Below are 22,326 nucleotides of genomic sequence, written 5' to 3' on the forward strand. Positions count from 1 at the left end.
GGGAAGGGGCGGCGTGCGTCGGGCGCACGCCCCGCGCTCGTCACTCTTCGGGGCGGGCCCCGGGTCGGTCCTCCAGATGGCGCAGCACCGCCGCGATCGCGGCGCCGCGCATCACCAGGCCCGGTCCGCATTGGCAGCGGCGGATGCGGGTGCGGCCGCGGAACGTCGAGGCGGTCATGGCGTCGAACCGCTCCTGCGCCGCGTCCAGGAAGGTGCTGTTGACGATGTCCGCGGGGCCGTACACGCAGACGTCCTCCAGGTCGAGCAGTCCCACCGGCATGGCCAGGGCCGAGGCCAGGTACGAGCCCGCCTCGGCGATGAGCGGTCGTCTGTCGCGCAGGCCGGAGGCCTTCATGCGCGCGCGCAGGGCCGGGGCGGCGATGATCGTCTCCATGCAGCCGCGCTTGCCGCACGGGCACGGCTCGCCCCGGTCCGGATCGAGCGAGATGTGGCCTATCTCGCCGCCGGCGTGATGCACGCCGACCACCGGCACGTCGTCGATGAGCGTGGCCGAGGCGATGCCCCTGTCGAGCTTGACGAACAGCAGATTCGGGCCGGCCTCGCCGAAGAAGCGTTCCGTGAACATCGATCCGACCACGTCGTTGACCACGGTGACGGGAATGGTGAACCGGGATTCGATGGCGCCCTTCAGGTCGACGTCGTGCCAGTCCAGGGCCGTGGACGTGCGGACCACCCCGTCGCTGATGACGCCGGGCGCGGCCACGCCGATGCCGATGACGGTCCCGTCGTCCACGTCGGCGCGCAGCTGGTCGACGAGCTGCACGATGGCGTCGGCGTCGATGCGCCGGCCGGGTTCAAGGGTGACCTCCATGTGATCCTGCGGGATGCCCAGCAGGTCGGTGACGGCGCCCTGGATGAGGTTGTCCTGCGACAGGTCGACGACGATGACGTGCAGGCGCATCGGATCGATGGTGAGCAGCGTGGCGCGCTTGCCCTTGCCGCTCGGATTCATCTCATGGCCGCTTTCGCGGATGAGCCCCTCGTCGAGCATGTCGTTGACCACGTCGGAGACGGCGACGCGCGACAGCCCGGTCAGACGGCTCAGTTCGGCGCGGGAGCGCGGCGTCGAGGGGAACAGCAGGTCGAAGATGAGCGAGCGGTTCATGCGGCGCACGTCCGAGGGGCTCGCCTTCGTCTGCCTGCCGGTCGCCTGCCGCGGTCCGAGGTGGGTCAATGGGGCCATGTCGGTTCCTGCTTCCTTCCGGTTGCCGTGTTCGTCGTGTGACATGATGGGCGAATGACGCCCCGGTGACGGGGCGGTGAATAAGCAACGTTCTTTTCATTATATCGGCGACAATGTGCCCATACTACGAAGAAACCCGAAGAACTGGCGCTTTTTGAATTATGTAACTATCATTAACAAATGACGGCTTCACGCTGTCATACAACATCGGATAATGCAGGGTCGGCCAGCGGGTCCATCCCGGCGCACGGAGGCGTCGGGGGCTGGCGCGACCGGGTTCCCCGGAAAGGTGGTTGTGATGGTTGAGGTGATCGTGGTCCGCGACGAGGACGAGGCCGGCGAGATCTATGCGGGATGCGTGGCCTCGCTGATCCGGCGCAAGCCGGACGCGGTGCTGGGTCTGGCGACGGGGTCGAGCCCGTTGGCGGCGTACCGCCATCTGGCGGCGCGCGTGCGCGCCGAGTCGATCGACGTGTCGCAGGTGCGCGGGTTCGCGCTGGACGAGTACATCGGCCTGCCGCTGGACCATCCGGAGTCGTACCATTCGGTGATCCACCGCACGGTGGTTGAGCCGCTGGGGCTGGACCCGGCCAAGGTGCATGTGCCGGGTGACGTGCTGGACGGCGCGCCCCTGTCCGACGGGGAGCGTGTGGCCAAGGCCGGCGCGGCGTACGACGAGGCGATCGCCGAGGCGGGAGGCATCGACGTGCAGATCCTGGGCATCGGCACGGACGGCCACGTCGGGTTCAACGAGCCCGGCTCGTCCCTGGCGTCGGGCACGCGCGTGAAGACGCTGGCGCAGCAGACGCGCATCGACAACGCGCGCTTCTTCGACGGCGACGTGGACAAGGTGCCGACGCACTGCATCACGCAGGGCATCGGCACGATCATGCGCGCCCGCCACCTGGTGCTGCTGGCGTTCGGTTCGGGCAAGGCCGAGGCCGTCGCCGAGACGGTGGAGGGCGGCGTGAGCGCGTTCTGCCCCGCCTCGGCGCTGCAGCTGCACCCGCACGCGACGATCATCGTGGACGAGGAGGCCGCCTCCCGCCTGCGCCACAAGGACTACTACCGGTACGCGTACACGCACAAGCCCGCCTGGCAGGGCATCTGAGGCCCTCGGGGAACGGTGATCGGCGGAATCGGCGAATCGACAAGGAGCGGACACATGGTCGAATCGGATAGGAACACGGTCGCGGCGCGCGTGACTGCCGCGATGGAGGGGCCGGCGGCCCCGGTCGCGGTGCGCGGCGCCCGCAAGGTGGACGCCGCCGGCGTGCGCGACGGCTGGTGGACGGTGTCGGACGCGCGCGGCGTGATCGTCGCGTCGGGCACCGGCGACGAGGCGTTCGAACACGCCTGCCGCACCGTCGGCATCGACCCCGCCTCGCGCGGGTCGGTCATCGACGCGGACGGGATGATCCTCACGCCCGGCTACGTGGACATCCACGCGCACGGCGCATGGCAGGCCAGCTTCGACGACGGGCCCGAGGGGATCGACATGGCGCGCGCCGGGCACGCGGTGCACGGTACCACCCGCCAGGTGCTGTCCCTGATCACGAACCCCCTGGACGTGATGTGCCGCAACATCCGCGTGGTGCGTGAACGGATGAAGAGCCGTCCGGACATCCTCGGATGCCATCTGGAGGGGCCGTTCCTCGCGCTCAAGCGCAAGGGCGCGCACGACCCGAACTGCCTCAGGGACCCGGTGGACGAGATCGTGGACGACATGCTCGACGCGTCCGGCGCCGACCCGGCGACGGGGCGGCCCGGATGCATCCGCCAGATCACCATCGCCCCGGAGCTGGAGCACGGCGTGTCCGCCATCCGCCGGTTCGCGGCCGCGGGCGTCGTGCCGGCTGTGGGCCACTGCGACGCCGACTACGCGACGGCGCGCGCCGGTTTCGACGCGGGCGCCGGCATCATGACGCACATGTTCAACGCGATGAACGGCCTGCACCACCGCGAGCCCGGCCCGATCCCCGCCGCCGTGGAGGACCCGCGCGTCACCATCGAACTCATCAACGACGGGTTCCATGTGCAGGACCCGATGGTCAGGCTCGGCTTCAACCTGGCGCCGCACCGCATCGCGTTCGTCACGGACGCGATGGCCGCGACCGGTTGCCCGGACGGTCCGTACAAGCTGGGCGAGCTGGACGTGAACGTGGTCGACGGCCACGCGCGCCTCGTGTCGAACGGGGCGATTGCCGGATCCACGCTCACCCTCGAGACCGCGGTGCGCCGCGCCGTGCTCGACCTGGGATTCGCCCCGGCCGACGCGGTCGAGGCCGCCACCCTGGTCCCGGCCCGCGCGCTCGGCCTCGACCGGCCGAACCCGGTCACCGGCGCGCCGTTGGGCCTCATCGCCCCGGGCCGCGCTGCCGATCTCAACCTCATCGCCCCGGCCGACTGGACCGTCGCGCACTCCTGGTGCGCCGGCCGCCGCATCCGGTAGGAGGTTCGCCCCGGCCGCGCGCAAGGCCGGGGCGATACGCGAAGGACCGTATGTCCCGTGATCCGAATCACGGGACATACGGTCCTTTTTCGCACCCGGCCGGAAGACCGCCCCTCCGGCGGGAGCCGGCTCAGCGGCGCTCGCCGTCGAAGACGAACAGCGCGTGGGCGTCCCCCTTCGCCTTGTTCGCCATATACGTGCGGAACAAGGCCAGACGCTCCACGGTGCTCCGCGCCAGCGGCTCGGGCAGGTCGTCCAGGCCGAACCAGCCGACGGCCAGGCTTTCGTCGTCGCCGACGAACGGTTCGGCGTTGCCTCCCGGCTTCAACGCGCACAGGAACGAATGGTCCATGTACTGCGCGTTGTCGCCGTTCGCGTAGGTGATGACGCGCGTGTCCGAGGTGACCGCCACCAGATCGGTGACGACCGCGTCCACGCCCGTCTCCTCCTTGATCTCGCGCACCACCGTGTCGGCCGGCTGCTCGCCCGGTTCGTTGATGCCGTACACCATCGCCCATTCGCCGGTGTCCGAGCGGCGGCCGAGCAGCACGCGGCCATCGCCGTCCAGCAAGCAACCGGTCACGCCGATCAGCCACAGCGGATCGTGGCCGATCTTCTTCCTCAGGTCGAGGATGAACTGCGGGGTCATATGTGCTCCTTCACTAACTGAGCGCTTCGCGCGCTGCCATGTCTCCTCACGGCTGTCGCCGTTCGGCGTCGCCTACGGTCAGTCCACCGGACTGGCCGCTTCACGGCTCCGCATCCATTCCTCGACGTCGTCGATCTGCTTCGGGATGCCGGCGGAGATCCATTCGGGGCCGTCCTCGGTCATGAGCACGTCGTCCTCGATGCGGATGCCGATGCCGCGGTACTCCGGCGGGATGAGCAGGTCGTCCTCGCGGAAGTACAGGCCCGGCTCGATCGTGAAGATCATGCCCGGGCGGATCGGCGCTCCCTGGTAGGACTCGAAACGGGCCTGCGCGCAGTCGTGCACGTCGAGGCCCAGATGGTGCGCCACGCCGCAGGCGAGCCAGCGGCGGTGCTGCTGGCCTTCGGGGGAGAGGGACTCCTCCACGTCCACCGGCAGCAGCCCCCACTCATGCAAGCGCTCGGCGATCACGCGCATGCAGGCGTGGTGGATGTCCGAATACGTGGCGCCCGGCTTCGCCGCCTCGAACCCGGCCTGCTGGGAGTCCAGCACCGCCTGGTAGAGGCGCTTCTGCAGGTCGGTGAACCTGCCGTTCGTCGGGAAGGTGCGGGTGATGTCCGCCGTGTACAGCGAATCGACCTCGACGCCGGCGTCGACGAGCAGCATGTCGCCGCTCCTCACCACGCCCGTGTTGCGCATCCAATGCAGGATCGGGGCGTGCGGGCCGGAGGCGACGATCGAGTCGTAGCCGACCGTGTTGCCCAGTTCGCGCGACACCGCGTTGAACGCGCCTTCGAGGATGCGCTCCGAACGCGGCTTGTCGAGCGCCTTCGGCAGCGAGGAGAGCAGACGGTCGAAGCCCGCCTTCGTGGCCGCCACCGCCTTGCGCATCTCGCCGATCTCGTACGCGTCCTTGACCATGCGCGCCTCGGACGTGAACTCGTAAAGCTTGTCGTCCGCGGCGGCGTCGCGGTCCGGGTCGGCCGCGCCGTTCGCCTCGCGCACGGATTCGACGAGCGCGGTGACCTGCGGGTCGGTCCCGCGCATGACGCGCACGCGCACCGCGCCCGCCTCGCCGCCGACGTCCTTGGATAGGGCGTCGGCCAGCTGGGCGATGTCATGGGTCTCGATGCCGGTCATCGCCGCCATCTCCTTGAGGCCGGCGCGCGGCCCCACCCAGTATTCGCCGTAATGGGCGTTCATGAAGAAATCGGTGGTGGAGTTGTCGGCGCGCGGGGCGACGAACAGCTCCGGCACGTGCGTCTCGCCGGCCTTCGCCTCCGGCGAATCCGGGTCGACCGGGTTGAGCACGAGCACCGCGCCCGCCTCGTAGTCCACGCCGAGGCCCGTGTAGTAGGCGAACGCCGTGTCCGGGCGGAACATGTAGTCGCAGTCGTTGTTGCGCACCTTGGGCTGCCCGGCCGGGATCACCAGACGTTCGCCGGGGAACGCCGCGCCCAGGGCCTTCAGGCGCGCGGGCGTGAACTTCGAGGATTCCAGCGGCTCGATGTCGGGCTCGTCGCCCGCCCAGCCGGAGCGCATGAACTCCTTGAACGCCTCGGACCGCGGGCGCAGCGAACGGTTGTTCACACGGTCGCTCATCGCCTGGTCCGGGCCCGGCGCGCTCGCGCGTTCCTCGGCCTCGTACTCCCTGTCCTTGTCGGTGACCACTTCACCCATGTATGCACTCCTTGACGGATGGTCCTGTTACCGCTCCCATCCTAGTCGCCCCCCCGGCGTGAACCCGGGGGGCGACGGATCGGGTCAGTCCTCCTCGTGCCAGCGCGGGTTCTGGCCGAACGTGTAGCCTTCCGGATTGTCCATCGCGGCGATGTCGCGCATGTCCTGCTCGTCGAGCGCGAATCCGGTCAGGTCGAGGTTCGCGCGCTGGCGTTCGCGGTGCATCGACTTCGGGATCGCCACGTCGCCCAGCTGGATGTGCCAGCGCAGGATCGCGGCGACGGGGGAGACGCCGTGCTTGGCGGCGATGCGTGTGACCGTCGGGTCCTTGAGCATCTGGTTGGCGCGTCCCAGCGGGCTCCACGCCTCGGTGATGATGCCGTGCGCCTCGTCGTAGGCGCGCTGCTCGTCCTGCTGGAAGAACGGGTGCAGCTCCACTTGGTTGACCGCGGGCGTCACGCCGGTGGCGCGGATGAGCAGGTCGATGTGGCCCGGCAGGAAGTTGCTCACGCCGATGTGCCTGACGACGCCCTGCTTCTGTGCGTCGACGAGCGCCTGCCATGCTTCGACGAACTGCCCCTGCGACGGGTTCGGCCAGTGGATGAGATAGAGGTCGATGTAGTCGAGGCCCATGCGCGCCACCGACTCCTCGATGGTCGCGCGCGCCTGGTCGTACCGGTGGTGGCGCCCGGGCAGCTTCGAGGCGACGATGATGTCCTCGCGGGGCACGTCGGATTCGCGGATCGCCTTGCCGACCACGCCCTCGTTCTCGTAGTTGAACGCCGAATCGACGAGACGGTAGCCGACCTCGAGCGCCGACCTGATCGCCTCCACGCCGGCGAAGCCGTTCACCTTGTACGTGCCGAAGCCGATGGCCGGCAGTTCCAGCCCGTCATGCGCGCGGCGCACGGGGATGGCCGGAGGATCGAGCAATGTTGCCATGATGGTTCCCTTCGTTGGTCATATGGTCGTATGGTGCGGGCGGATCCGCCGCATCCCCACCAACTCTACGCGCGTCCGGCCGTCCGCGCCCCGGGATTCACGACACGCCCAATCGCTGCGATTTCCGGTAGATATCTACCGGTTCCCGTCGCCTGCGGTGATGATGGTCGCCAAGGAGGTGCCGCGATGTGCCATATGGATGATGATTTCCACTCCCTGTTCGAGCCCAGGATGCTTGATCGGGGCGAAGCGTATTACGATGCCGGCAGGGTCGACCGGCCCGAGGAGGTCGCGGGCGGGCTCTGGCACGCCGTGGTGCGAGGATCCGAGGACTACCAGGTCGATGTGAGGCTGCGCCACGGCAGGTTGGTCTCGGCCGCATGCACCTGCCCGTACGCCCGCCGGAACACGTCCTACTGCAAGCATGTCGCCGGCGTCATGTTCGCGATGGACGCGGGGTCGCGCCATGCGGGGGAACCGGAGGGGATCTTCCCGGGGGAGGCGTCGCGGTGCGTTGAGGAATATCTCGGGAACGAATTCCCGGGCCGCGGAAGGATGAAGGAGATGGACTGGAGAACGGTCCGGATTCTCCTGGAGAAGATGTACCGTCTGCCGGATCTGGACGGCATGCTGGCCCATTCCTTCATGACCGCTTCGAGGGAGAAGGGCCCCGGCCGCGGCGGTCCGGCATCGGGGGCCATGCGGTCCATGTCGCCGGGCATGTCGCCGACGCGTCTGGACGAACTGCCCCATGCGTGGCTGACCCTGCTGGAGGCCGCGTACGAGCACCTCCACGACGAAAAGGGCCTGCGCCGGCTGTACGCGTATTACATCCTCATCGCCCGTACCGATCCGGAATCCACATACGTGGGGAGGCTGCGGCGTCTCAGCGGGGACCATTGGCGCGAGGACCGGGACATGATCGTGGCGTTGTATGAGCGGCACGGGTGCGACCTGCCCGAAGGCTTGGAAAACCCCGCGTACGAACGGCTGCTGCGCGAGGAGCGCCTGCCCGAAGCGGCGTTCCTGTACGCCGACGACAACTCCAGAGACGTGATGATGCGCATGCTGGACGTCATCGCGTGGGACCCCGAATGCGCGTGGATGGCGAAACACCGGCTGCTGGAGACCCTGCATGATTCGGATTCGGACATCTACGCGGACGACGGCACGCGATCCGTCGGCCGCGTGGGCCGGTGGATCCGTCGAATCGAATCCGCGTACGGCTATGACGAGGCCCGGGCGATCTGTACGTCGATCATCGGCATGTTCCCGCGGCGCATGAATCTGCGTCACGAACTGTCCGAATATCTCGTCGACGAACACGATGCCTGCGCACGCATGAACGGTGCCGTCGGGGCCGTATCGAGGCCCTGACGGCACCGCTTCCCACGGCCGGCACCGGCATCGTGGACGGGAAGCCGTGGAATAATGCCGTGGTATGGAACGTCCAGGCAGGAACGGCGCAGTGAACGACGTGCTCAGGATCGCGGTCGCGCAGTTCGCGGTGGTGAAGGATCCGGCGTCGAATCTCACGGCCATCGAGGGATATGCGCGGCGTGCGGCGGAAGGCGGCGCACGGCTGCTGCTCCTGCCGGAGGGGCTGGTCGCGCGCGACGACGGGGACCCGTCGTATACGGCGCGCATGGCGCAGCCGTTGGACGGGCCGTTCGTCACGGGGCTGCGCCGTATCGGTGAACGGCATGGCATCACGTTGATGGGCACCGTGCACGTGCCGGGGGCGGGTGGAGCTGGCGCGGACGGGCCGAAGGCCGCGGGACGGCGGGTGTCCAACGTGTTCGTCGTCATCCGCGGCGGCGGGATCGCCGCGACCTACCGCAAACTCCACCTGTACGACGCGTTCGCGGAACGCGAATCCGACACGGTCGAACCGGGCGACATGCTTCCCCCGATCGTGGACGTCGACGGGTGGCGCATCGGCGTGATGACCTGCTACGACCTGCGGTTCCCCGAGACGGCGCGCTCGCTGGCCGTGCGCGGCGCCGACGCGATCGCGGTCTCGGCCGCATGGGTGCGTGGCCCGCGCAAGGAACGCCACTGGGAGGTCATGGCCGCCGCCCGCGCGTTGGAGAACACCTGCTATGTGCTCGCATGCAGCGGAACAGGGGCGAGGACCATCGGCCTGAGCCGCGTCATCGACCCGCTCGGCGAAGTCGTCGCCGCGGCGGGCCCGCAGCCGGCGCTCATCACCGCCGGACTCCGACGCGATACGCTTGCCGCCGCACGGCGTGAGCTTCCCGTCCTCGCCAACCGCCGTTTCGCCGACCCGGCCCTGGCCTAGTCCCCGGTCCGTTCCACGTCCGGCATCCGGTCTTTTCGGTCCCTTCCGTCCGTCGGCATATCGAGATGGGTGGTACGGGGCGTGGCGCCGTCATGCCCGTGGAACCAGTCGGCGACCCGGATTTCGCTCACCGGTTCGAGACCCCACGCGTCGAGACCCACGTTGAGCGCCTCCGGGCGTGCGCCGTCGGGCGTGAGCTGATGCGTGTGCCCGTAGAGGAGCCGACGCCCTTCGCCCAATCCTCGGTGGCCTTGCGCCCCTGATCGGCGAGCAGCGCGGCATAGCGCGTGCGGCCGGGGTCGAACCTCGCGAATCCGCGCAGCACGCTCACCAGCGGATGCCCGAAATGCGTGTCGGTGGTGAAATACCTCATATCGTCGCTCCTTGCCCGGAATGGAATGTGCCGCATGCCTCCTCGGATCTCCAATCTAGTGGCGGGGATGTCAATGATCGCCGGCATCGGGTTGGTTGGTGCTGTCGTTGGCGAGTATGTCTTTCCCCGTCGTTTCCATGCCAAGGTTGGCACGGTTCCTCCGTTTGAGGGCCGCCCCGCGTCGTTTCCATGCCATGGTTGGAGGAACGGTGACGCCAGGAGGGGGTTGAGCGTCGGTTGCGTGCCGTCCTTGGCGCGGTGCCGACGGTGATGAGCGGCCGGCGAACGGATGGCATATGACGACAGGGGGTCGGCTATCATTGTGGGGTTTGGGCATGTGAAGGCCATACGGCCGGACCGGACGGGGAACCCACCCGGATGGGGAGATCACCCGAATGGGAACCGCCGTCGGGAGGATTCCCGTCCGGGAGCCCCGGCCGCAGGCGGAACCCCGCCGGAATACCGGCCGTGGCACGGCAACGGCACAGAAGAACAAGCAGGAGCACAGGAACCATGTCATTCGAGCATCCGAACAGGAACAACGAGACCATCAGGGACGTCGAGCTGGACATCATGAGCCGCCCGCCGGAGCACAACACCACGAACCTCGACCTGGACCGCATGAACCTGATGCTCGACGTGCTGGGCCACCCGGAGGAGTCCTTCCGCGTGATCCACGTGACCGGCACCAACGGCAAGGGGTCCACCGCGCGCATGGCCGAGGCCATCTGCCGCGCCTACGGCATGCGCACCGGCCTGTACACCTCCCCGCATCTGGAGAAGGTCAACGAGCGCATCGCCATCGACGGCCAGCAGCTCTCCGACGACGACTTCATCGACGCATGGGACCAGATCAAGGACCTCGTCGCGCTCGTCGACCGGAAGATGGAGGAGCAGGGCAAGCCGCGCATGAGCTTCTTCGAGGTGCTCACCGCCATGGCCATCTGGAAGTTCGCCGACGCCCCGGTCGACGTGGCCATCGTCGAGGTCGGCATGGGCGGCGCCTGGGACGCCACCAACGTGCTCGACGCGGACGCCGCGATCATCGGCCCGGTCGACATGGACCACATGAAGTGGCTGGGCAATACCGTAGAGGAGATCGCCACCGAGAAGGCCGGCATCATCAAGCCCGACTGCACGGCCGTCATCGGCCCCCAGCCGCACGAGGAGGCCGTCATGCCGATCATCGAGGCGGCCGCCGAACGCAACCATGCGAAGCTCGTGCGCGACGGCTACGAGATGGAGGTCGTCAGCCGCATGCCCGCCGTCGGCGGCCAGGTCGCCACCCTGTCCACGCCGCTCGGCACGTACACCGAGGTGCCGATCGCCAAGTTCGGCGAGCACCAGGCGCACAACGCGCTCTCCGCGCTCGCCGCCTGCGAGGCCGTGATCCCCGTCTCCGGCGCGTTGGACGGCGACATCGTCGCCGAGGCGCTCTCCAGCGTGAGGATCCCGGGCCGCATCGAGCAGATCCGCACCTCGCCGACGATCATCGTGGACGGAGGCCACAACGTGAACGCCGCCGAATCGCTGCGCGCCGCCATCGAGGAGAACTACCACTTCGAACAGCTGGTCGGCGTGATCGCCATGATGGAGGACAAGCAGGTCGAGGAATACCTCGGCGTGCTCGAACCGGTCCTGAGCCAGGTGGTCGTCACCGAGAACTCGTGGCGCGACCGCGTCATGTCCGCCGACGACCTCGAGAGGATCGCCGTGGGCGTGTTCGGGCGCGACCGCGTCATCAAGGAGCCGGAACTGCCGGACGCGATCCAGACCGCCGTCAACCTCGTCGACGAGGCGGACGAGCTGGGCGTCGGCTACGGGCACGGCGTGCTCATCTGCGGCAGCTTCGTCACCGCGGGCGACGCCCGCGAGATGCTCAAGGAGCATGCGAGCCCGGTCATGGCCAAGGCGATGAGCATCCACCAGCCGGTCGTCGAGCCGGACGACGGCGACGCCGACGAGGATGGCGACGCCGACGTGCTCGGAGGTCTGTTCGGCGGCGAGGAGCGGCCCTCCGCCGGCACCGACGCAAGCGCCGGCACCGACACCGCCGACAAGGCCGAGTAAAGGACGACCAAGGGGTGTATCTCAAGGAACTGACGCTGCGCGGCTTCAAATCGTTCGCCTCGGCGACCACGCTGCGCTTCGAACCGGGCATCACCGCCGTGGTCGGTCCGAACGGCTCCGGCAAATCGAACATCGTGGACGCGCTCACCTGGGTGATGGGCGAGCAGGGCGCGAGGAACCTGCGCGGCGCGTCCATGGAGGACGTGATCTTCGCCGGCACTTCGACGCGACCCGCCCTCGGCCGCGCGCAGGTGAGCCTGACCATCGACAACGCCGACCATGCGCTGGACATCGACTACGCCGAGGTCACGATCTCGCGCACGATCTTCCGCAACGGCGGCTCCGAATACGCGATCAACGGCACGCCATGCCGCCTGCTCGACATCCAGGAGCTGCTTTCCGACACCGGTCTCGGCCAGCAGATGCACGTGATCGTCGGCCAGGGGCGTCTCGACCGGATCCTCCGGGCGGATCCGTCCGGCCACCGCGCGTTCATCGAGGAGGCCGCCGGCATCCTCAAGCACCGCAAGCGCAAGGAGCGTGCGCTGCGCAAGCTCGCCAACACGGAATCCAACCTGAACAGGCTCGACGACCTGCTCGGCGAGATCCACCGGCAGTTGGGGCCGCTGGGCCGTCAGGCCCGCATCTCGCGCCGAGCCGAGGCCATCCGGATATCGTTGCGCGACGCGCAGGCGCGACTGTACGCGGACGATGCGGCCCAGGCGATGCGCGCCCGCGCCGAGGTGCATGCGGATCTGACGAGGGTGCGCGGCGAACTGTCCGCCGCGCGGCGCGAGCTCGCGCAGGTCAAGGTGCGCATCGACCAGGTGGAGGCCCAGGCGAGCAAGGGCACCCCGGCGATGGACCGGGCCGACCGTTCGTGGCGCGACCTCACGCAGCTCGGCGAACGCTTCGCCTCGCTCGCCTCGATCGCCGAGGAACGCGGCCGTTCGCTGCTGAGCCAGGTCGTGGAGCATCCCGGCGAGGACCCGGACATCCTCGACCGTCGCGCCGGCGAGCTGGAGTCGCAGGCGAAGGCGCAGTCGGCCGCCGTGGACGACGCGCGCATCGCGCTCGACAAGGCCACGGAGGCGCGCGCCGGAGACGAGCGCAGGCTCGCCGCCATACGCCAGACCCTCACCGAACTGCGCCGGACCGCGCAGGAGCGCGACGCCCGCGTCGCCCGTCTGCGCGAGCTCGTCGCCCGCGAGGAGTCCGCCGTCGAACTGTGCGAAAGCCGCGCCAGGGATTTCGCCGCGCAACGCGTGTCGCTGGCCGCCCAGCATGACGAGACGAAGGCCCAACTGGACCGTCTGCGCGGCGAGGCCGACGCCGTGGACGGCGACGACGGCGCGCTGGACGAGGCCCGGGCCCTGCTCGCCGAACGCCGCGCCGCGCTCGATGCCCTGCTCGAGGAGCGGCGCGGCACGCAGTCGAGGATCATCTCGCTCGAGGCCAAGGCCGAGGCGCTGAAGGACACGTTGGACTCCCGCAACGCGTCCGGCTCGCTCGAATCCGATGCGGGCGTGGAGGCATTGGGCCGTCTCGCCGATTTCATCCACGTGGCCGAAGGCTGGGAGGACGCCGTCGCCCACGCGCTCGGCCGGTACGCCGGCGCCCTCGTCGTGCCCGGCGAGGACAACATGCTGCATGCGCTCGAACGCGCCCGGGAGGACCGTCTCGGCAGGGCCACGGTCATCAGGGCCCTGGACACGGCCGCCGACGTGCGTGATGACGTGCCCGGCGCGGGCATCGGCGCGGATGACGGCGCCGTTCCCGCCGACGACGGCACACCGACGCCGCTTGCGTCGATGGTCGGCGCGAACCCGTCCGCGCCGGACGCCGCGCTGGCCCGCCGCGTCGTCGGCGCGGTGCGTGTCCTGCTCGCCGACGCCGTCGCCGTCGCGACGGCCTTGCAGGCCCAGCGCATCGTCTCCGGCGACGCGTCCCGGGCGCCCTTCCGCGCCGTGACCAAGGCCGGCGAGGTGTTCTCGGCCGGCGTGGCCGCCGCGGGGGACTCGGCGCCCTCGCGAAGCGACCTGTCGTTGGCGGCGCGCCGCGACAAGGCCCTGCATGAGGCCGCCTCGCTCACGGAACGGCTCGGACGGATCGCCCACCGCGTCGAGGAGGTGACGCGGTCGCATGACGAGGCGTCGCGCGCGGTGGAGGCCATCACGCGCCGACGCACGGAGACACGCCTCAAGGCGGAACAGGCCGAACGCTCGACGCAGGCCGCCGTGAAGCGTCTCGCCGACCTCGACCGCCAACTCACCATGCTCGATGAACGCATGGCGGCGATCGGGGAGGAACGGTCCTCGCACCGTTCCCGACTCGACGACCTGCACGCGGCGTTGAAGGCGTCGGAGGACGCAGGCCATGGACGCGCCGATTCCGACGAGCTGTCCGCGCGCGAACGGGATCTCGAATCCGCGTTGGGCATGGCCCGCGATCAGGAGGTCGCCACGAAGATCGCGTGGACGGAGGCGAGCAGAAGGGCCGAGTCGCTGACGCGCCAGGCCGTGCTGCTGCGCGGCAACGCGAAGGAGGCGCGTGAACGGCGCGCCCGCATCGAGGAGCTGAACACGTCCAGACGCGAGCAGGCCGCGCATGCGAATCGCATCGCCGCCGACGCGCGCGAGGCGGCCGCGATGGTCGATGCGGCGGTCTCACGGGTGGTCGCCCGGCGCGAACGCCTGCAGGCCGAGGCGTCCGACCACAGCGCCGAACTGAAGGCGCTGCGCGAGCGGCGCAACGGCATCGAACCGAAGACCGGCGAACTGACGGCGCGCGAGCATGCGCTCGACGTGGACCGCGAGCGGCTCGCCGCCGCATGCGAACAGATCACGCGCAGGGTGAGCGACGACCTCGGCATGACCCTGGAGGAGCTCGCCGAACAGTACGGTCCGGACCTGCCGGTGCCGGTGCTCGACGCCTCCGGCAACCCGATCCCCCTGGACGGCGGCGACGATTGTCCGGCGGATGGGCCGGGGGAGACGCACGGCGGGGCCGCGACCGCCTACCGGACCGTGCCGTACGTGCGCGACGAGCAGCGCCAGCGCCTCGAGAAGGCGAAGCGCGACCTCGCGGCGCTCGGCAAGGTCAACCCTTTGGCCACCGAGGAATACGACGCGCTCGAGGCGCGCAACCGCTACCTCAACGAGCAGCGCAACGACGTGGCCAAGTCGCGAGACGACCTTATGGGGCTCATCGGAGACCTCGACTCCACGATGGTCGAGGTGTTCCGGTCCGCGTTCGAGGACACGGCCAAGGCGTTCGAGTCGATGTTCGCCACGCTGTTCCCCGGCGGCACCGGGCGCCTGCGCCTCGAGAACCCGTCCGACATGCTCTCCACCGGGGTGATCGTGGAGGCGAGCCCCGCGGGCAAGCGCGTGCGCCAGCTGAGCCTGCTGTCCGGCGGCGAACGGTCGCTGACCGCGCTGGCGCTGCTGTTCGCCATCTTCACCGCGCGTCCCAGCCCGTTCTATGTGATGGACGAGGTGGAGGCCGCGCTGGACGACGTGAACCTCACGAGGCTCATCAATGCGTTGGAGCGGTTGCGTGAACGCGCCCAGCTCATCGTCATCACGCATCAGCAGCGCACGATGGCCATCGCCGACGCGCTCTACGGCGTGACGATGCGCGACGACGGCGTCACCGCCGTGGTGAGCCAGCGGATGGAACGGCCCGGGGCCGCGGACCGTGACACGACCACCTGACCGGTTGCGCGGCCTTCGTCATCGGGCCGTGCCGCGCATGGACGGGATGACGAAGGGGCGACGGTACGACGAGGGGGTGCGGTTCATTCCAATGAAATGAACCGCACCCCCTCGTCATATGCGCATGGGCGGGACCCTACGCCCCGCGCAGCGCCTTGGCGCGTGCGATGGTGTCGTCGACCAGCACGGCCTGCGCGTCCACCAGCGGCAGCTGCGGCATCGGGAACGCCTCGTTGAGCACGGAGAGCTCCGTGCAACCGAGGATCAGCGCGTCGGCGCGCACCGGGCCGGACGGGTCGAGCATGTCGCGCAGCACCGACTCGTAGCGTTCCAGGTTCAATCCGCCGGTGCCCTTCACGTCGTCGTAGATGAGCGACGTGATGCGCTCCTGCAGCGCGTCGTCCGGCTCGACGAACTCGTATCCCGCCTCCTCGACCGCCTGACGGTACACGCCCGCGGCGCGCGAGCCGAGCGTGCCGAGGAATCCGACGCGCTCGCACGTGCCCGAAGGCGCATGCGGATACAACTCGGCGAGGCGCACGACCGCCCCGCGCGGCATATGCAGGATCGGCACGGGGGTGAGCGCCTGGAAGTGGTCGTAGAAGTAGTGGGCCGTGTTGCAGGTGAGCACGATGAAGCTCGCGCCCATCGCGGTCGCCTTCTCGATGTCGTCGGCGATCACCGGGAACGGGTCGTCGTCCGACTGGCCGGTGATGAACGCGGTGCGGTCCGGCACGGCGGCGTCGTTGAACACGACGTAGTCGAGGTATTCTTGGTCGCAATGCGCGTGCGTGCCCTCGTTGACGAGACGCACGTAGCTTTCCGTGGCCAGCGAACCCATGCCTCCCAGCACGGCGAAGAACGGTCGTCTCACTTCAGGGCGCCCTTCTGCTTGAAATACTTGGCGTAGCTCTTCTTGTAGATCGAGAACATGTGGCGGATCATGAGCCAGCGCAGCGGGTTCATGTCCTTCGAGTACTCGAGCGTGGTGCCCCAGTCGCCGGCCTTGAGCATCGCCGTGCCGCGGGCCTTGTCCTCGCCTTCGGCGACGTAGTCGGTGAAGATGGAGCGCGGGATCTCGAGCCACAGCTTCGAGCCGCGGCCGAACACGGTGTTCCCGTCGAACGGCGTGTCCTCGACGAGGTCGTCGACGAAGTATTTCGCCAGGTTGAAGCCGTTGAGCGTCACGAAGTAGCTGGAGCGGCCCTGGCGCAGGTTGATCTCGAAGAGTTTGTACTCGCCGTCGCGCTCGTCGTACTTCATGTCGAAGTTCGCGACGCCCTCGTAGCCGATGTCCTCGAGGAACGCCTTGATGCGGTCGAACACGCCTTGGTTGAAGTCGGGGATGATGGCCGCGTAGTTGCCGGCGGCCACGGGGGAGGGGTCCTCGAGCAGCGGGTGGCCGAGGAACATCATGCGCACGCGATGGTGCTGGTCCACGTACGCGTTGAGCACGCGCATGCGCGAGTCGTCGCCGGGGATGAAGTCCTGGATGATCATCTCGGACTTGTAGCCGGCGTCGTAGGCGCGGCGGATCATCGTGTCCAGCTCCTCCGGGCGTTCGAAGATGTACGCCTTGCGGCGGCCCTCGAAGTCGATGTCGAGCCATTCGACCGAGTTCGCGGGCTTCATGGCCACCGGGTAGTCGAACGGCAGGTCCTTGTACGCGCCGAGTTTCACGTCCTCGGCGGTCACGGTCTTCGTCTTCGGATGCGGCAGACCGTACTTCTCGCACAGCTTGTAGAACGTGGCCTTGTAGGCGAGCTCGCGCGACAGGCGGATGTCGAGCGTGTTGTACACGAAGTATTTGCGCAGGTCGTCGCCGCACTGGCTGAGCAGGTTCGCGTACACGTCGCCGCAGGGGATGAGCAGCAGCGTGCGCCCCGGGTCCTCGGCCTTCATGCGCTTGCCGAGATGCAGCATGAAGTCGCGGAAGGTCACGAAATTGTCGAAGTCGGGCACGATGTGCACGTTCACGATCTTGCTGAACTTGGTGGGGCTCAGCTGGAAGTAGGCGTAGGCGTCGGAGACGATGCCGTACTCCTCGTGGAACGCGCGGGCCATGCCGTACACGTTGATGTCGCTGCCGAGCAGGATCGGTTGGAATCGGGTCATGGATGCCACCTTACTCCGCGGGTGCCCGCGGTCGGATGATTGCGGTGATTGCGATGGATGCGACGGTCCGGGACGGCGTGCGGCGCGTCCCGGACCGGCCTTCGGGCCCCAGGCCTCAGCCGAGGCCCAGTTCGCGGCGCACGACGGCCGCGTCGCCGGGCCAGGCCACGGCCTTGCCGTCGATGATGTTGCGCGTCTCGTGCCCCTTGCCGATGACGAGCACGATGTTGAACCTGCCGTCGCGGGCGATGCTCTCCCTCGCCTCGCCGATGGCCGTGGCGATCGCCTGCACGCGGTCGACGACGACCTTCGCCTCGGCCTTCGGGTCGGTCACGTAGGAGGCCATCTCCTCGGCGATGGCGTGCGGATCCTCGAAGTTCGGGTCGTCGGTCGTGAGGATGAATGATTCCGCCCGTCCCAGCGCGCCGTCGACGATGCCCTTGCGCCGGTCGATGGCCTTGCCGCCCGTCGATCCGGCCACCACCGTGATGCGCGGGGCCTTCTCGCCGTACACGCGCATCATCTCGTCGACGAGCGCCTTGGTGGACATGTAGTTGTGGGCGAAGTCGACGTAGACGTGCAGGCCGTCCGCCCCGACGAAGCGCTCCATGCGCCCCGGCACCTGCACGCGTTCGACGGCGCCCATCGCGGGGTCCCCGAACGGCACGCCTGCGGCGTGCGCGATGGCGATTGCCGCGTCAGCGTTGAGGAAGTTGAACTCGCCGAGCATGTCCAGTGTGAAGTCGCGGGTCTCGCCGTCGCAGGAGACACGGATGCCGGTCTTGCTTGACGGATCCGGCGCGACGGTCACGTCGGCGGGCGTCGTATGGCCGGATTCCGGGTCGTGCAGGGCGAAGGTCCCCACCGGCGTGCCGGCGGCCTTCGCGTCCTGCAGCAGCAGGTCCGCATGGTCGCAGTCGGCGCCGAGCACGAGCCTGCGCGAGTTGGCGACGATGCGGCGCTTGCAGCGGAAATAGTCCTCGAAGGTGGGGTGTTCGATGGGGCTGATGTGGTCGGGGGAGATGTTGAGGAACGCGCCCACGTCGAAGGTGAGGCCATAGACGCGGTTCACCTTGTAGGCCTGCGAGCTGACCTCCATGACCATGTATTCCATGCCGTTGTCGACCGCCTCGCGCATCATGCGGAACGCGTCGAGCGACTCCGGCGTGGTGAGCGCGGACGGCGTCCACGTGCGCCCGTCGAGGCACACGGCGATCGAGCTCATCATCGCGGCGTGGCCGTGGGAGTAGGCGTTGAGGATGGCGTGCGTGAAGTAGTCGGTGGTGGTCTTGCCCTTGGTGCCGGTGATGCCGACCATCGTCAGGGAATCCTGCGGGCGGCCGAAGAATTCGGCGGACAGCAGGCTCATCGCCTTGTGCACGTCCTCCACGATGAGGCCCGGCGCCTTCGTGCGGTCGGCGTAGGGGGTTTCGGCCACATACGCGCCCAGACCGCGCCCGTCGATGCCGTCGAGGAATTCGGGCTTGAAGCGGCCCTTGACGAACAGCAGCGTGCCTTCCCGCACCTGACGGGTGTCGTACGTGATGGCCGGGATCGGCGCGTCGGCGCCGGGCAACGCCGTGGCGTCCATGGTCCAGACGTCCCCGGCGATGATCTCGCGCAGCAGATGATGGTCTTCCAACAGCTTGGCCGCGGAGGCGAGGCTCAGCGGCGAAGTCGTGGTGGGCATAGCTTCTCTCCCTAGTATCGTGTGGCGACGCGGGTCTCGCGGGCGTCACCGCACGATACTACTCCACCATCGCCCGCCGCGTGCGCCCGTGGCAGGGCCCCCGGCCGGGGCGCGGGCGCGTGGCGGGGGAGGGCTCAGCGCGCCGCCAGAAGCCGTTCGACCACCTGGTCGTCGCCCTCGTACGGCACGTGCCTGTTGCGGTCCTTGATCCAGCGTTCGTGGCCCTTGCCGATGACGAGCACCACGTCCGTGCGCCCCGGATGCGCGCGGGCGTCCTCCAACGCGTCGGTGATGGCGGCGACGCGGTCGATGATCGTGTCGGTGGCGACGTTCCCGTTCGTCACGTGGGAGAGCATGTCGCGGCAGATGTCCTCGTACGGTTCGGTGTCGGTGTCCTCGGCGGTGAACACGAACCGGGCGATGCGGTCCTGCGCCGCCTCGACGATCTCCTGACGGCGGTCGAACGCCTTGTTGCCGGCCGATCCCGCCACCAGTGTGATGAACGGGTTCCTGCCGGCGTACCGTGCGTCGACGAAGTCGAGCAGCGCCGTGACGGAGGTGTGGTTGTGCGCGTAGTCGACGATGACGTCGGTGTCGCTCGCCGCGTCGCGGTAGCGTTCCATGCGGCCGGACACGCGCGTGGCCTCCATCGCGTGCAGCGCGCCCGCCTCGTCGGCCGGCACCCCGGCGGCGTGCGCGATGGCCACGGCGGCCAGCGCGTTCTCGTAGTTGAAATCCCCGGCCAGGCTCAGGCGGTAGCCGCCTAGGTCCCGCCCGTCGAGCCGCATCGCATAGGCGTCGTGCGTCGCGTCGGCGGGCCATGCCACCGCGGCGGTCGCCGGTCCTTCGCCGGTCGTCGGCGCGGCCGCGTCGGGGGCGGCGCCCAGCAACGCGAATTCGGTCACGGGCACGCCGGCGGCGGCCGCGTCCTCGCGCAGCAGATCCACGTGGTCCGTGCGCGCGTTGAGCACCAGGGCGCGGCTGTTGTCCACGATGAGGCGCTTGCAACGCAGGTAGTCCTCGAGCGTGGGGTGTTCGATGGGGCTGATGTGGTCGGGGGAGATGTTGAGGAACGCGCCCACGTCGAAGGTGAGGCCATAGACGCGGTTCACCTTGTAGGCCTGGGAGCTGACCTCCATGACCAGATAGCGCATGCCGTTGTCGACCGCCTCGCGCATCATGCGGAACGCGTCGAGCGACTCCGGCGTGGTGAGGTCCGATTCGACGTAGGTGCGTCCGTCCAGGCAGTTGTCCACCGAGGAGAACAGCGCGCAACGGTCGCCGGAATGCGCGTTGAGCACCGCCTGCGTGAAGTAGGCGGTGGTGGTCTTGCCCTTGGTGCCGGTGATGCCGATCACGGTGAGCCCGTCCTGCGGACGGCCGTAGAACTCGGCGGCGAGCAGGCTCAGCGCCTTGCGGGCGTCGTCCACGATGAGACCCGGCGCCCGCGTATGGCCGGACATGTCCGTTTCGGCCACGTAGGCGGCCAGTCCCCGTTCGTCGCATCCGTCGAGGAACTCGGCGCGGAAGCGTCCCTTGCACACCAGCATGGCGCCCGGGCCGACCCTGCGGGTGTCGTAGGTGAGCTCGCGGACCGGTTCGTCCGCGCCGGCCACGTGGGCCGCGGACCTCGACCAGCGTCCGTCGTGGATCACCTCGCGCAGCAGGTGGTGGCGTTCGAGCAGTGCCGCCGCGGCATTCAGCGTCAGGGACATCGGTGGTGCTTCCTTTCATCGGCGCTTCCCGCGCCTGTGGGTCGGGGTTCCCGCGCCTCCTGGCGCCGGCGGGAGCCTTCGTTGCGATGCGCGTCCCACTGTGGGCGACGAATCTGGACGTCTTCTGGAAGGTTCCTTGGGCTTGCCCGCGATGCATTCAGTATATATACGCGGTGCGTACACGCGGATGCGGTGCATGCACGCGGATTCCCTCGCGTGACGCCCGCGTGCGGGAGATTACAATGGGCAACCGTGACCAGCGAGACGAAAGAGACCATGGCGGGGCGTCGGGCGCGCTTCGAGAAGCTCGCCATGCCCGCGCTCGACGCGTTGTACCGCCAGGCCATGAGACTGACCAACGATCCGGACGACGCCCAGGACCTGGTGCAGGACACCTTCGAGAAGGGGTTCAAGGCGTTCGATTCGTTCACGCCCGGCACGAACTTCGAGGCGTGGATGACCACCATCGAACGCAACGCCTACTTCAACCAGTACGCCAAGGCGAAGCGCCGCCCGCAGCGGGCGAACGACACCAGCGGCGAATACGACGACTGGGACCTGTACGAGGCCTCCGAGCATTCCTCCGACGGGCTCAAATCCGCCGAGGACGAATATCTGGACGCGTTCGCCCCCGAGGAGATCATGCGGGCGCTGGCGAAACTGTCGCCCGAACGCAGGCAGGTGTTCATCGACACGGCGATCGACGGCAAGACCTACCGGCAGGTGGCCGACGAGCAGGGGGTGAAGATCGGCACGGTGATGAGCCGTCTGAACCGCGCCCGCACGCAGCTCAAGCACGAACTCGCCGAATACGCCCGGGAGCACGGCTACGGTCCGAGGCCGCCGGCGCCGCGGGACGGCCCGGGTTCACCCACGGCGAAGTCCGTCGGAGGGCGTCGCGCCGCCGGCGTTTCCGGCGATAATGGAGACGATGGTCCCTCCGGCCGCGGCGCGTCGCCGCGTCGCGCCGCCGGGGGGCGGGGAAAGGAGATGTCATGAACGAGCGATCCGTGGGGCGCGTCAGCCGCATCTCCATCACCCGGGCGTCGTCGGACGGGACGGTCAGCCGCACCGAGGTGCGCATCGCCGAGACGCGTGTCGTCGGCGCGGAGCCGGCCGATCGGGCGCAGGAACCCACGGCGGGGGAGTGCTTCGACCCCTCCACCTGCTGTTCGGAACGCGAACGGGCGATGATCGCCGCGCTGCGCGCCTACCTCAGGCCCGAAACGGCTCCCGAATGCCTCAGGGAGCGGCTCAGGGAATGCCTTGACCACTGCTGCGGCGAACGGTGACGCGTCGTCGGCCGGGCGTCCCCGGGCCTTGCGGTCCGGGGACGCCCGGCCGACGACGGCCCGGATATGTGAAAACCCGCCCGGCCGAACGGCTCAGGCGGGTTTTCCGCGTCTTTGAGAAGACAA

At 68.8% G+C, this 22,326-nt stretch carries 17 protein-coding genes; 8 read left to right on the forward strand and 9 right to left on the reverse strand.

Annotated elements, in window-relative coordinates; genetic code table 11:
- Positions 1-40 precede the first annotated feature (40 nt).
- The gene (locus tag GFD21_RS01110; protein ID WP_163196075.1) at positions 41-1,204 is read right to left on the reverse strand and encodes an ROK family transcriptional regulator; all 1,164 of its coding nucleotides are present in this window, start codon (positions 1,202-1,204) and stop codon (positions 41-43) included.
- A 298-nt stretch (positions 1,205-1,502) separates the two neighbouring features.
- On the opposite strand from GFD21_RS01110, the gene nagB reads away from it, so the two are divergent.
- Both nagB and nagA read left to right on the forward strand, forming a co-directional pair.
- A complete protein-coding gene (nagB, locus tag GFD21_RS01115; protein ID WP_163196076.1) occupies positions 1,503-2,315 on the forward strand; it encodes a glucosamine-6-phosphate deaminase in 813 nt (270 codons plus the stop codon).
- A 54-nt stretch (positions 2,316-2,369) separates the two neighbouring features.
- A complete protein-coding gene (nagA, locus tag GFD21_RS01120) occupies positions 2,370-3,656 on the forward strand; it encodes an N-acetylglucosamine-6-phosphate deacetylase (protein WP_163196077.1) in 1,287 nt (428 codons plus the stop codon).
- 130 nt (positions 3,657-3,786) lie between these two features.
- On the opposite strand, the gene GFD21_RS01125 is transcribed toward nagA, so the two are convergent.
- The 3 genes from GFD21_RS01125 to GFD21_RS01135 all read right to left on the reverse strand — a co-directional run bounded on the left by GFD21_RS01125 (position 3,787) and on the right by GFD21_RS01135 (position 6,918).
- On the reverse strand, positions 3,787-4,305 hold the full coding sequence (locus GFD21_RS01125) for an NUDIX hydrolase (RefSeq protein WP_163196078.1): 519 nt from the start codon (positions 4,303-4,305) through the stop codon (positions 3,787-3,789).
- A 78-nt stretch (positions 4,306-4,383) separates the two neighbouring features.
- A complete protein-coding gene (locus tag GFD21_RS01130; RefSeq protein WP_163196079.1) occupies positions 4,384-5,985 on the reverse strand; it encodes an aminopeptidase P family protein in 1,602 nt (533 codons plus the stop codon).
- An 84-nt stretch (positions 5,986-6,069) separates the two neighbouring features.
- On the reverse strand, positions 6,070-6,918 hold the full coding sequence (locus tag GFD21_RS01135) for an aldo/keto reductase (protein ID WP_191996824.1): 849 nt from the start codon (positions 6,916-6,918) through the stop codon (positions 6,070-6,072).
- 195 nt (positions 6,919-7,113) lie between these two features.
- On the opposite strand from GFD21_RS01135, the gene GFD21_RS01140 reads away from it, so the two are divergent.
- Positions 7,114-8,304 carry an SWIM zinc finger family protein gene (locus GFD21_RS01140; protein WP_163196081.1) on the forward strand — a complete coding sequence of 397 codons (1,191 nt, stop codon included), beginning with the start codon at positions 7,114-7,116 and terminating at the stop codon, positions 8,302-8,304.
- 91 nt (positions 8,305-8,395) lie between these two features.
- On the forward strand, positions 8,396-9,229 hold the full coding sequence (locus GFD21_RS01145) for a nitrilase-related carbon-nitrogen hydrolase (RefSeq protein ID WP_318643710.1): 834 nt from the start codon (positions 8,396-8,398) through the stop codon (positions 9,227-9,229).
- 127 nt (positions 9,230-9,356) lie between these two features.
- On the opposite strand, the gene GFD21_RS01150 is transcribed toward GFD21_RS01145, so the two are convergent.
- Positions 9,357-9,602 carry a hypothetical protein gene (locus tag GFD21_RS01150; protein WP_404801540.1) on the reverse strand — a complete coding sequence of 82 codons (246 nt, stop codon included), beginning with the start codon at positions 9,600-9,602 and terminating at the stop codon, positions 9,357-9,359.
- Between the two features lie 513 nt (positions 9,603-10,115).
- Between GFD21_RS01150 and GFD21_RS01155 the strand changes: the two genes are divergently transcribed.
- Together GFD21_RS01155 and smc are read left to right on the forward strand one after the other, a co-directional pair.
- The gene (locus tag GFD21_RS01155; RefSeq protein WP_163196083.1) at positions 10,116-11,672 is read left to right on the forward strand and encodes a bifunctional folylpolyglutamate synthase/dihydrofolate synthase; all 1,557 of its coding nucleotides are present in this window, start codon (positions 10,116-10,118) and stop codon (positions 11,670-11,672) included.
- A gap of 14 nt (positions 11,673-11,686) precedes the next feature.
- The gene (gene smc / locus GFD21_RS01160; RefSeq protein ID WP_163196084.1) at positions 11,687-15,388 is read left to right on the forward strand and encodes a chromosome segregation protein SMC; all 3,702 of its coding nucleotides are present in this window, start codon (positions 11,687-11,689) and stop codon (positions 15,386-15,388) included.
- A 136-nt stretch (positions 15,389-15,524) separates the two neighbouring features.
- Here smc and GFD21_RS01165 read toward each other — a convergent pair whose 3' ends face one another.
- From GFD21_RS01165 to GFD21_RS01180, 4 genes are all read right to left on the reverse strand, one after another.
- A complete protein-coding gene (locus GFD21_RS01165) occupies positions 15,525-16,262 on the reverse strand; it encodes an aspartate/glutamate racemase family protein (protein ID WP_163196085.1) in 738 nt (245 codons plus the stop codon).
- Positions 16,259-17,503 carry a carboxylate--amine ligase gene (locus GFD21_RS01170; RefSeq protein ID WP_163196086.1) on the reverse strand — a complete coding sequence of 415 codons (1,245 nt, stop codon included), beginning with the start codon at positions 17,501-17,503 and terminating at the stop codon, positions 16,259-16,261. The genes GFD21_RS01165 and GFD21_RS01170 overlap by 4 nt, the downstream gene beginning before the upstream one ends.
- Before the next feature lie 115 nt (positions 17,504-17,618).
- Complete coding sequence (locus tag GFD21_RS01175) at positions 17,619-19,193, reverse strand: UDP-N-acetylmuramoyl-L-alanyl-D-glutamate--2,6-diaminopimelate ligase (RefSeq protein ID WP_163196087.1); 1,575 nt, start codon at positions 19,191-19,193, stop codon at positions 17,619-17,621.
- Between the two features lie 134 nt (positions 19,194-19,327).
- Positions 19,328-20,908, reverse strand: coding sequence for a UDP-N-acetylmuramoyl-L-alanyl-D-glutamate--2,6-diaminopimelate ligase (locus tag GFD21_RS01180; protein ID WP_163196088.1), 1,581 nt, complete (start codon positions 20,906-20,908; stop codon positions 19,328-19,330).
- 276 nt (positions 20,909-21,184) lie between these two features.
- Between GFD21_RS01180 and GFD21_RS01185 the strand changes: the two genes are divergently transcribed.
- Both GFD21_RS01185 and GFD21_RS01190 read left to right on the forward strand, forming a co-directional pair.
- Complete coding sequence (locus tag GFD21_RS01185; protein WP_163196513.1) at positions 21,185-21,907, forward strand: sigma-70 family RNA polymerase sigma factor; 723 nt, start codon at positions 21,185-21,187, stop codon at positions 21,905-21,907.
- Complete coding sequence (locus tag GFD21_RS01190; protein WP_163196089.1) at positions 21,904-22,200, forward strand: hypothetical protein; 297 nt, start codon at positions 21,904-21,906, stop codon at positions 22,198-22,200. Before GFD21_RS01185 ends, GFD21_RS01190 begins: the two co-directional genes overlap by 4 nt.
- Positions 22,201-22,326 lie beyond the last annotated feature (126 nt).

The sequence above is a fragment of the Bifidobacterium platyrrhinorum genome (assembly GCF_010667645.1).
Taxonomy (GTDB): Bacteria; Actinomycetota; Actinomycetes; order Actinomycetales; family Bifidobacteriaceae; genus Bifidobacterium; species Bifidobacterium platyrrhinorum.

Coding starts and splice junctions, on each gene's coding strand:
- GFD21_RS01180 (WP_163196088.1), bottom strand. CDS start 20,908: ATGTCCCTGACGCTGAATGCCGCGGCGGCACTGCTCGAACGCCACCAC.
- GFD21_RS01125 (WP_163196078.1), bottom strand. CDS start 4,305: ATGACCCCGCAGTTCATCCTCGACCTGAGGAAGAAGATCGGCCACGAT.
- nagA (WP_163196077.1), top strand. CDS start 2,370: ATGGTCGAATCGGATAGGAACACGGTCGCGGCGCGCGTGACTGCCGCG.
- nagB (WP_163196076.1), top strand. CDS start 1,503: ATGGTTGAGGTGATCGTGGTCCGCGACGAGGACGAGGCCGGCGAGATC.
- GFD21_RS01170 (WP_163196086.1), bottom strand. CDS start 17,503: ATGACCCGATTCCAACCGATCCTGCTCGGCAGCGACATCAACGTGTAC.
- GFD21_RS01140 (WP_163196081.1), top strand. CDS start 7,114: ATGTGCCATATGGATGATGATTTCCACTCCCTGTTCGAGCCCAGGATG.
- GFD21_RS01190 (WP_163196089.1), top strand. CDS start 21,904: ATGAACGAGCGATCCGTGGGGCGCGTCAGCCGCATCTCCATCACCCGG.
- GFD21_RS01110 (WP_163196075.1), bottom strand. CDS start 1,204: ATGGCCCCATTGACCCACCTCGGACCGCGGCAGGCGACCGGCAGGCAG.
- GFD21_RS01155 (WP_163196083.1), top strand. CDS start 10,116: ATGTCATTCGAGCATCCGAACAGGAACAACGAGACCATCAGGGACGTC.
- GFD21_RS01150 (WP_404801540.1), bottom strand. CDS start 9,602: ATGAGGTATTTCACCACCGACACGCATTTCGGGCATCCGCTGGTGAGC.
- GFD21_RS01130 (WP_163196079.1), bottom strand. CDS start 5,985: ATGGGTGAAGTGGTCACCGACAAGGACAGGGAGTACGAGGCCGAGGAA.
- GFD21_RS01185 (WP_163196513.1), top strand. CDS start 21,185: ATGGCGGGGCGTCGGGCGCGCTTCGAGAAGCTCGCCATGCCCGCGCTC.
- GFD21_RS01175 (WP_163196087.1), bottom strand. CDS start 19,193: ATGCCCACCACGACTTCGCCGCTGAGCCTCGCCTCCGCGGCCAAGCTG.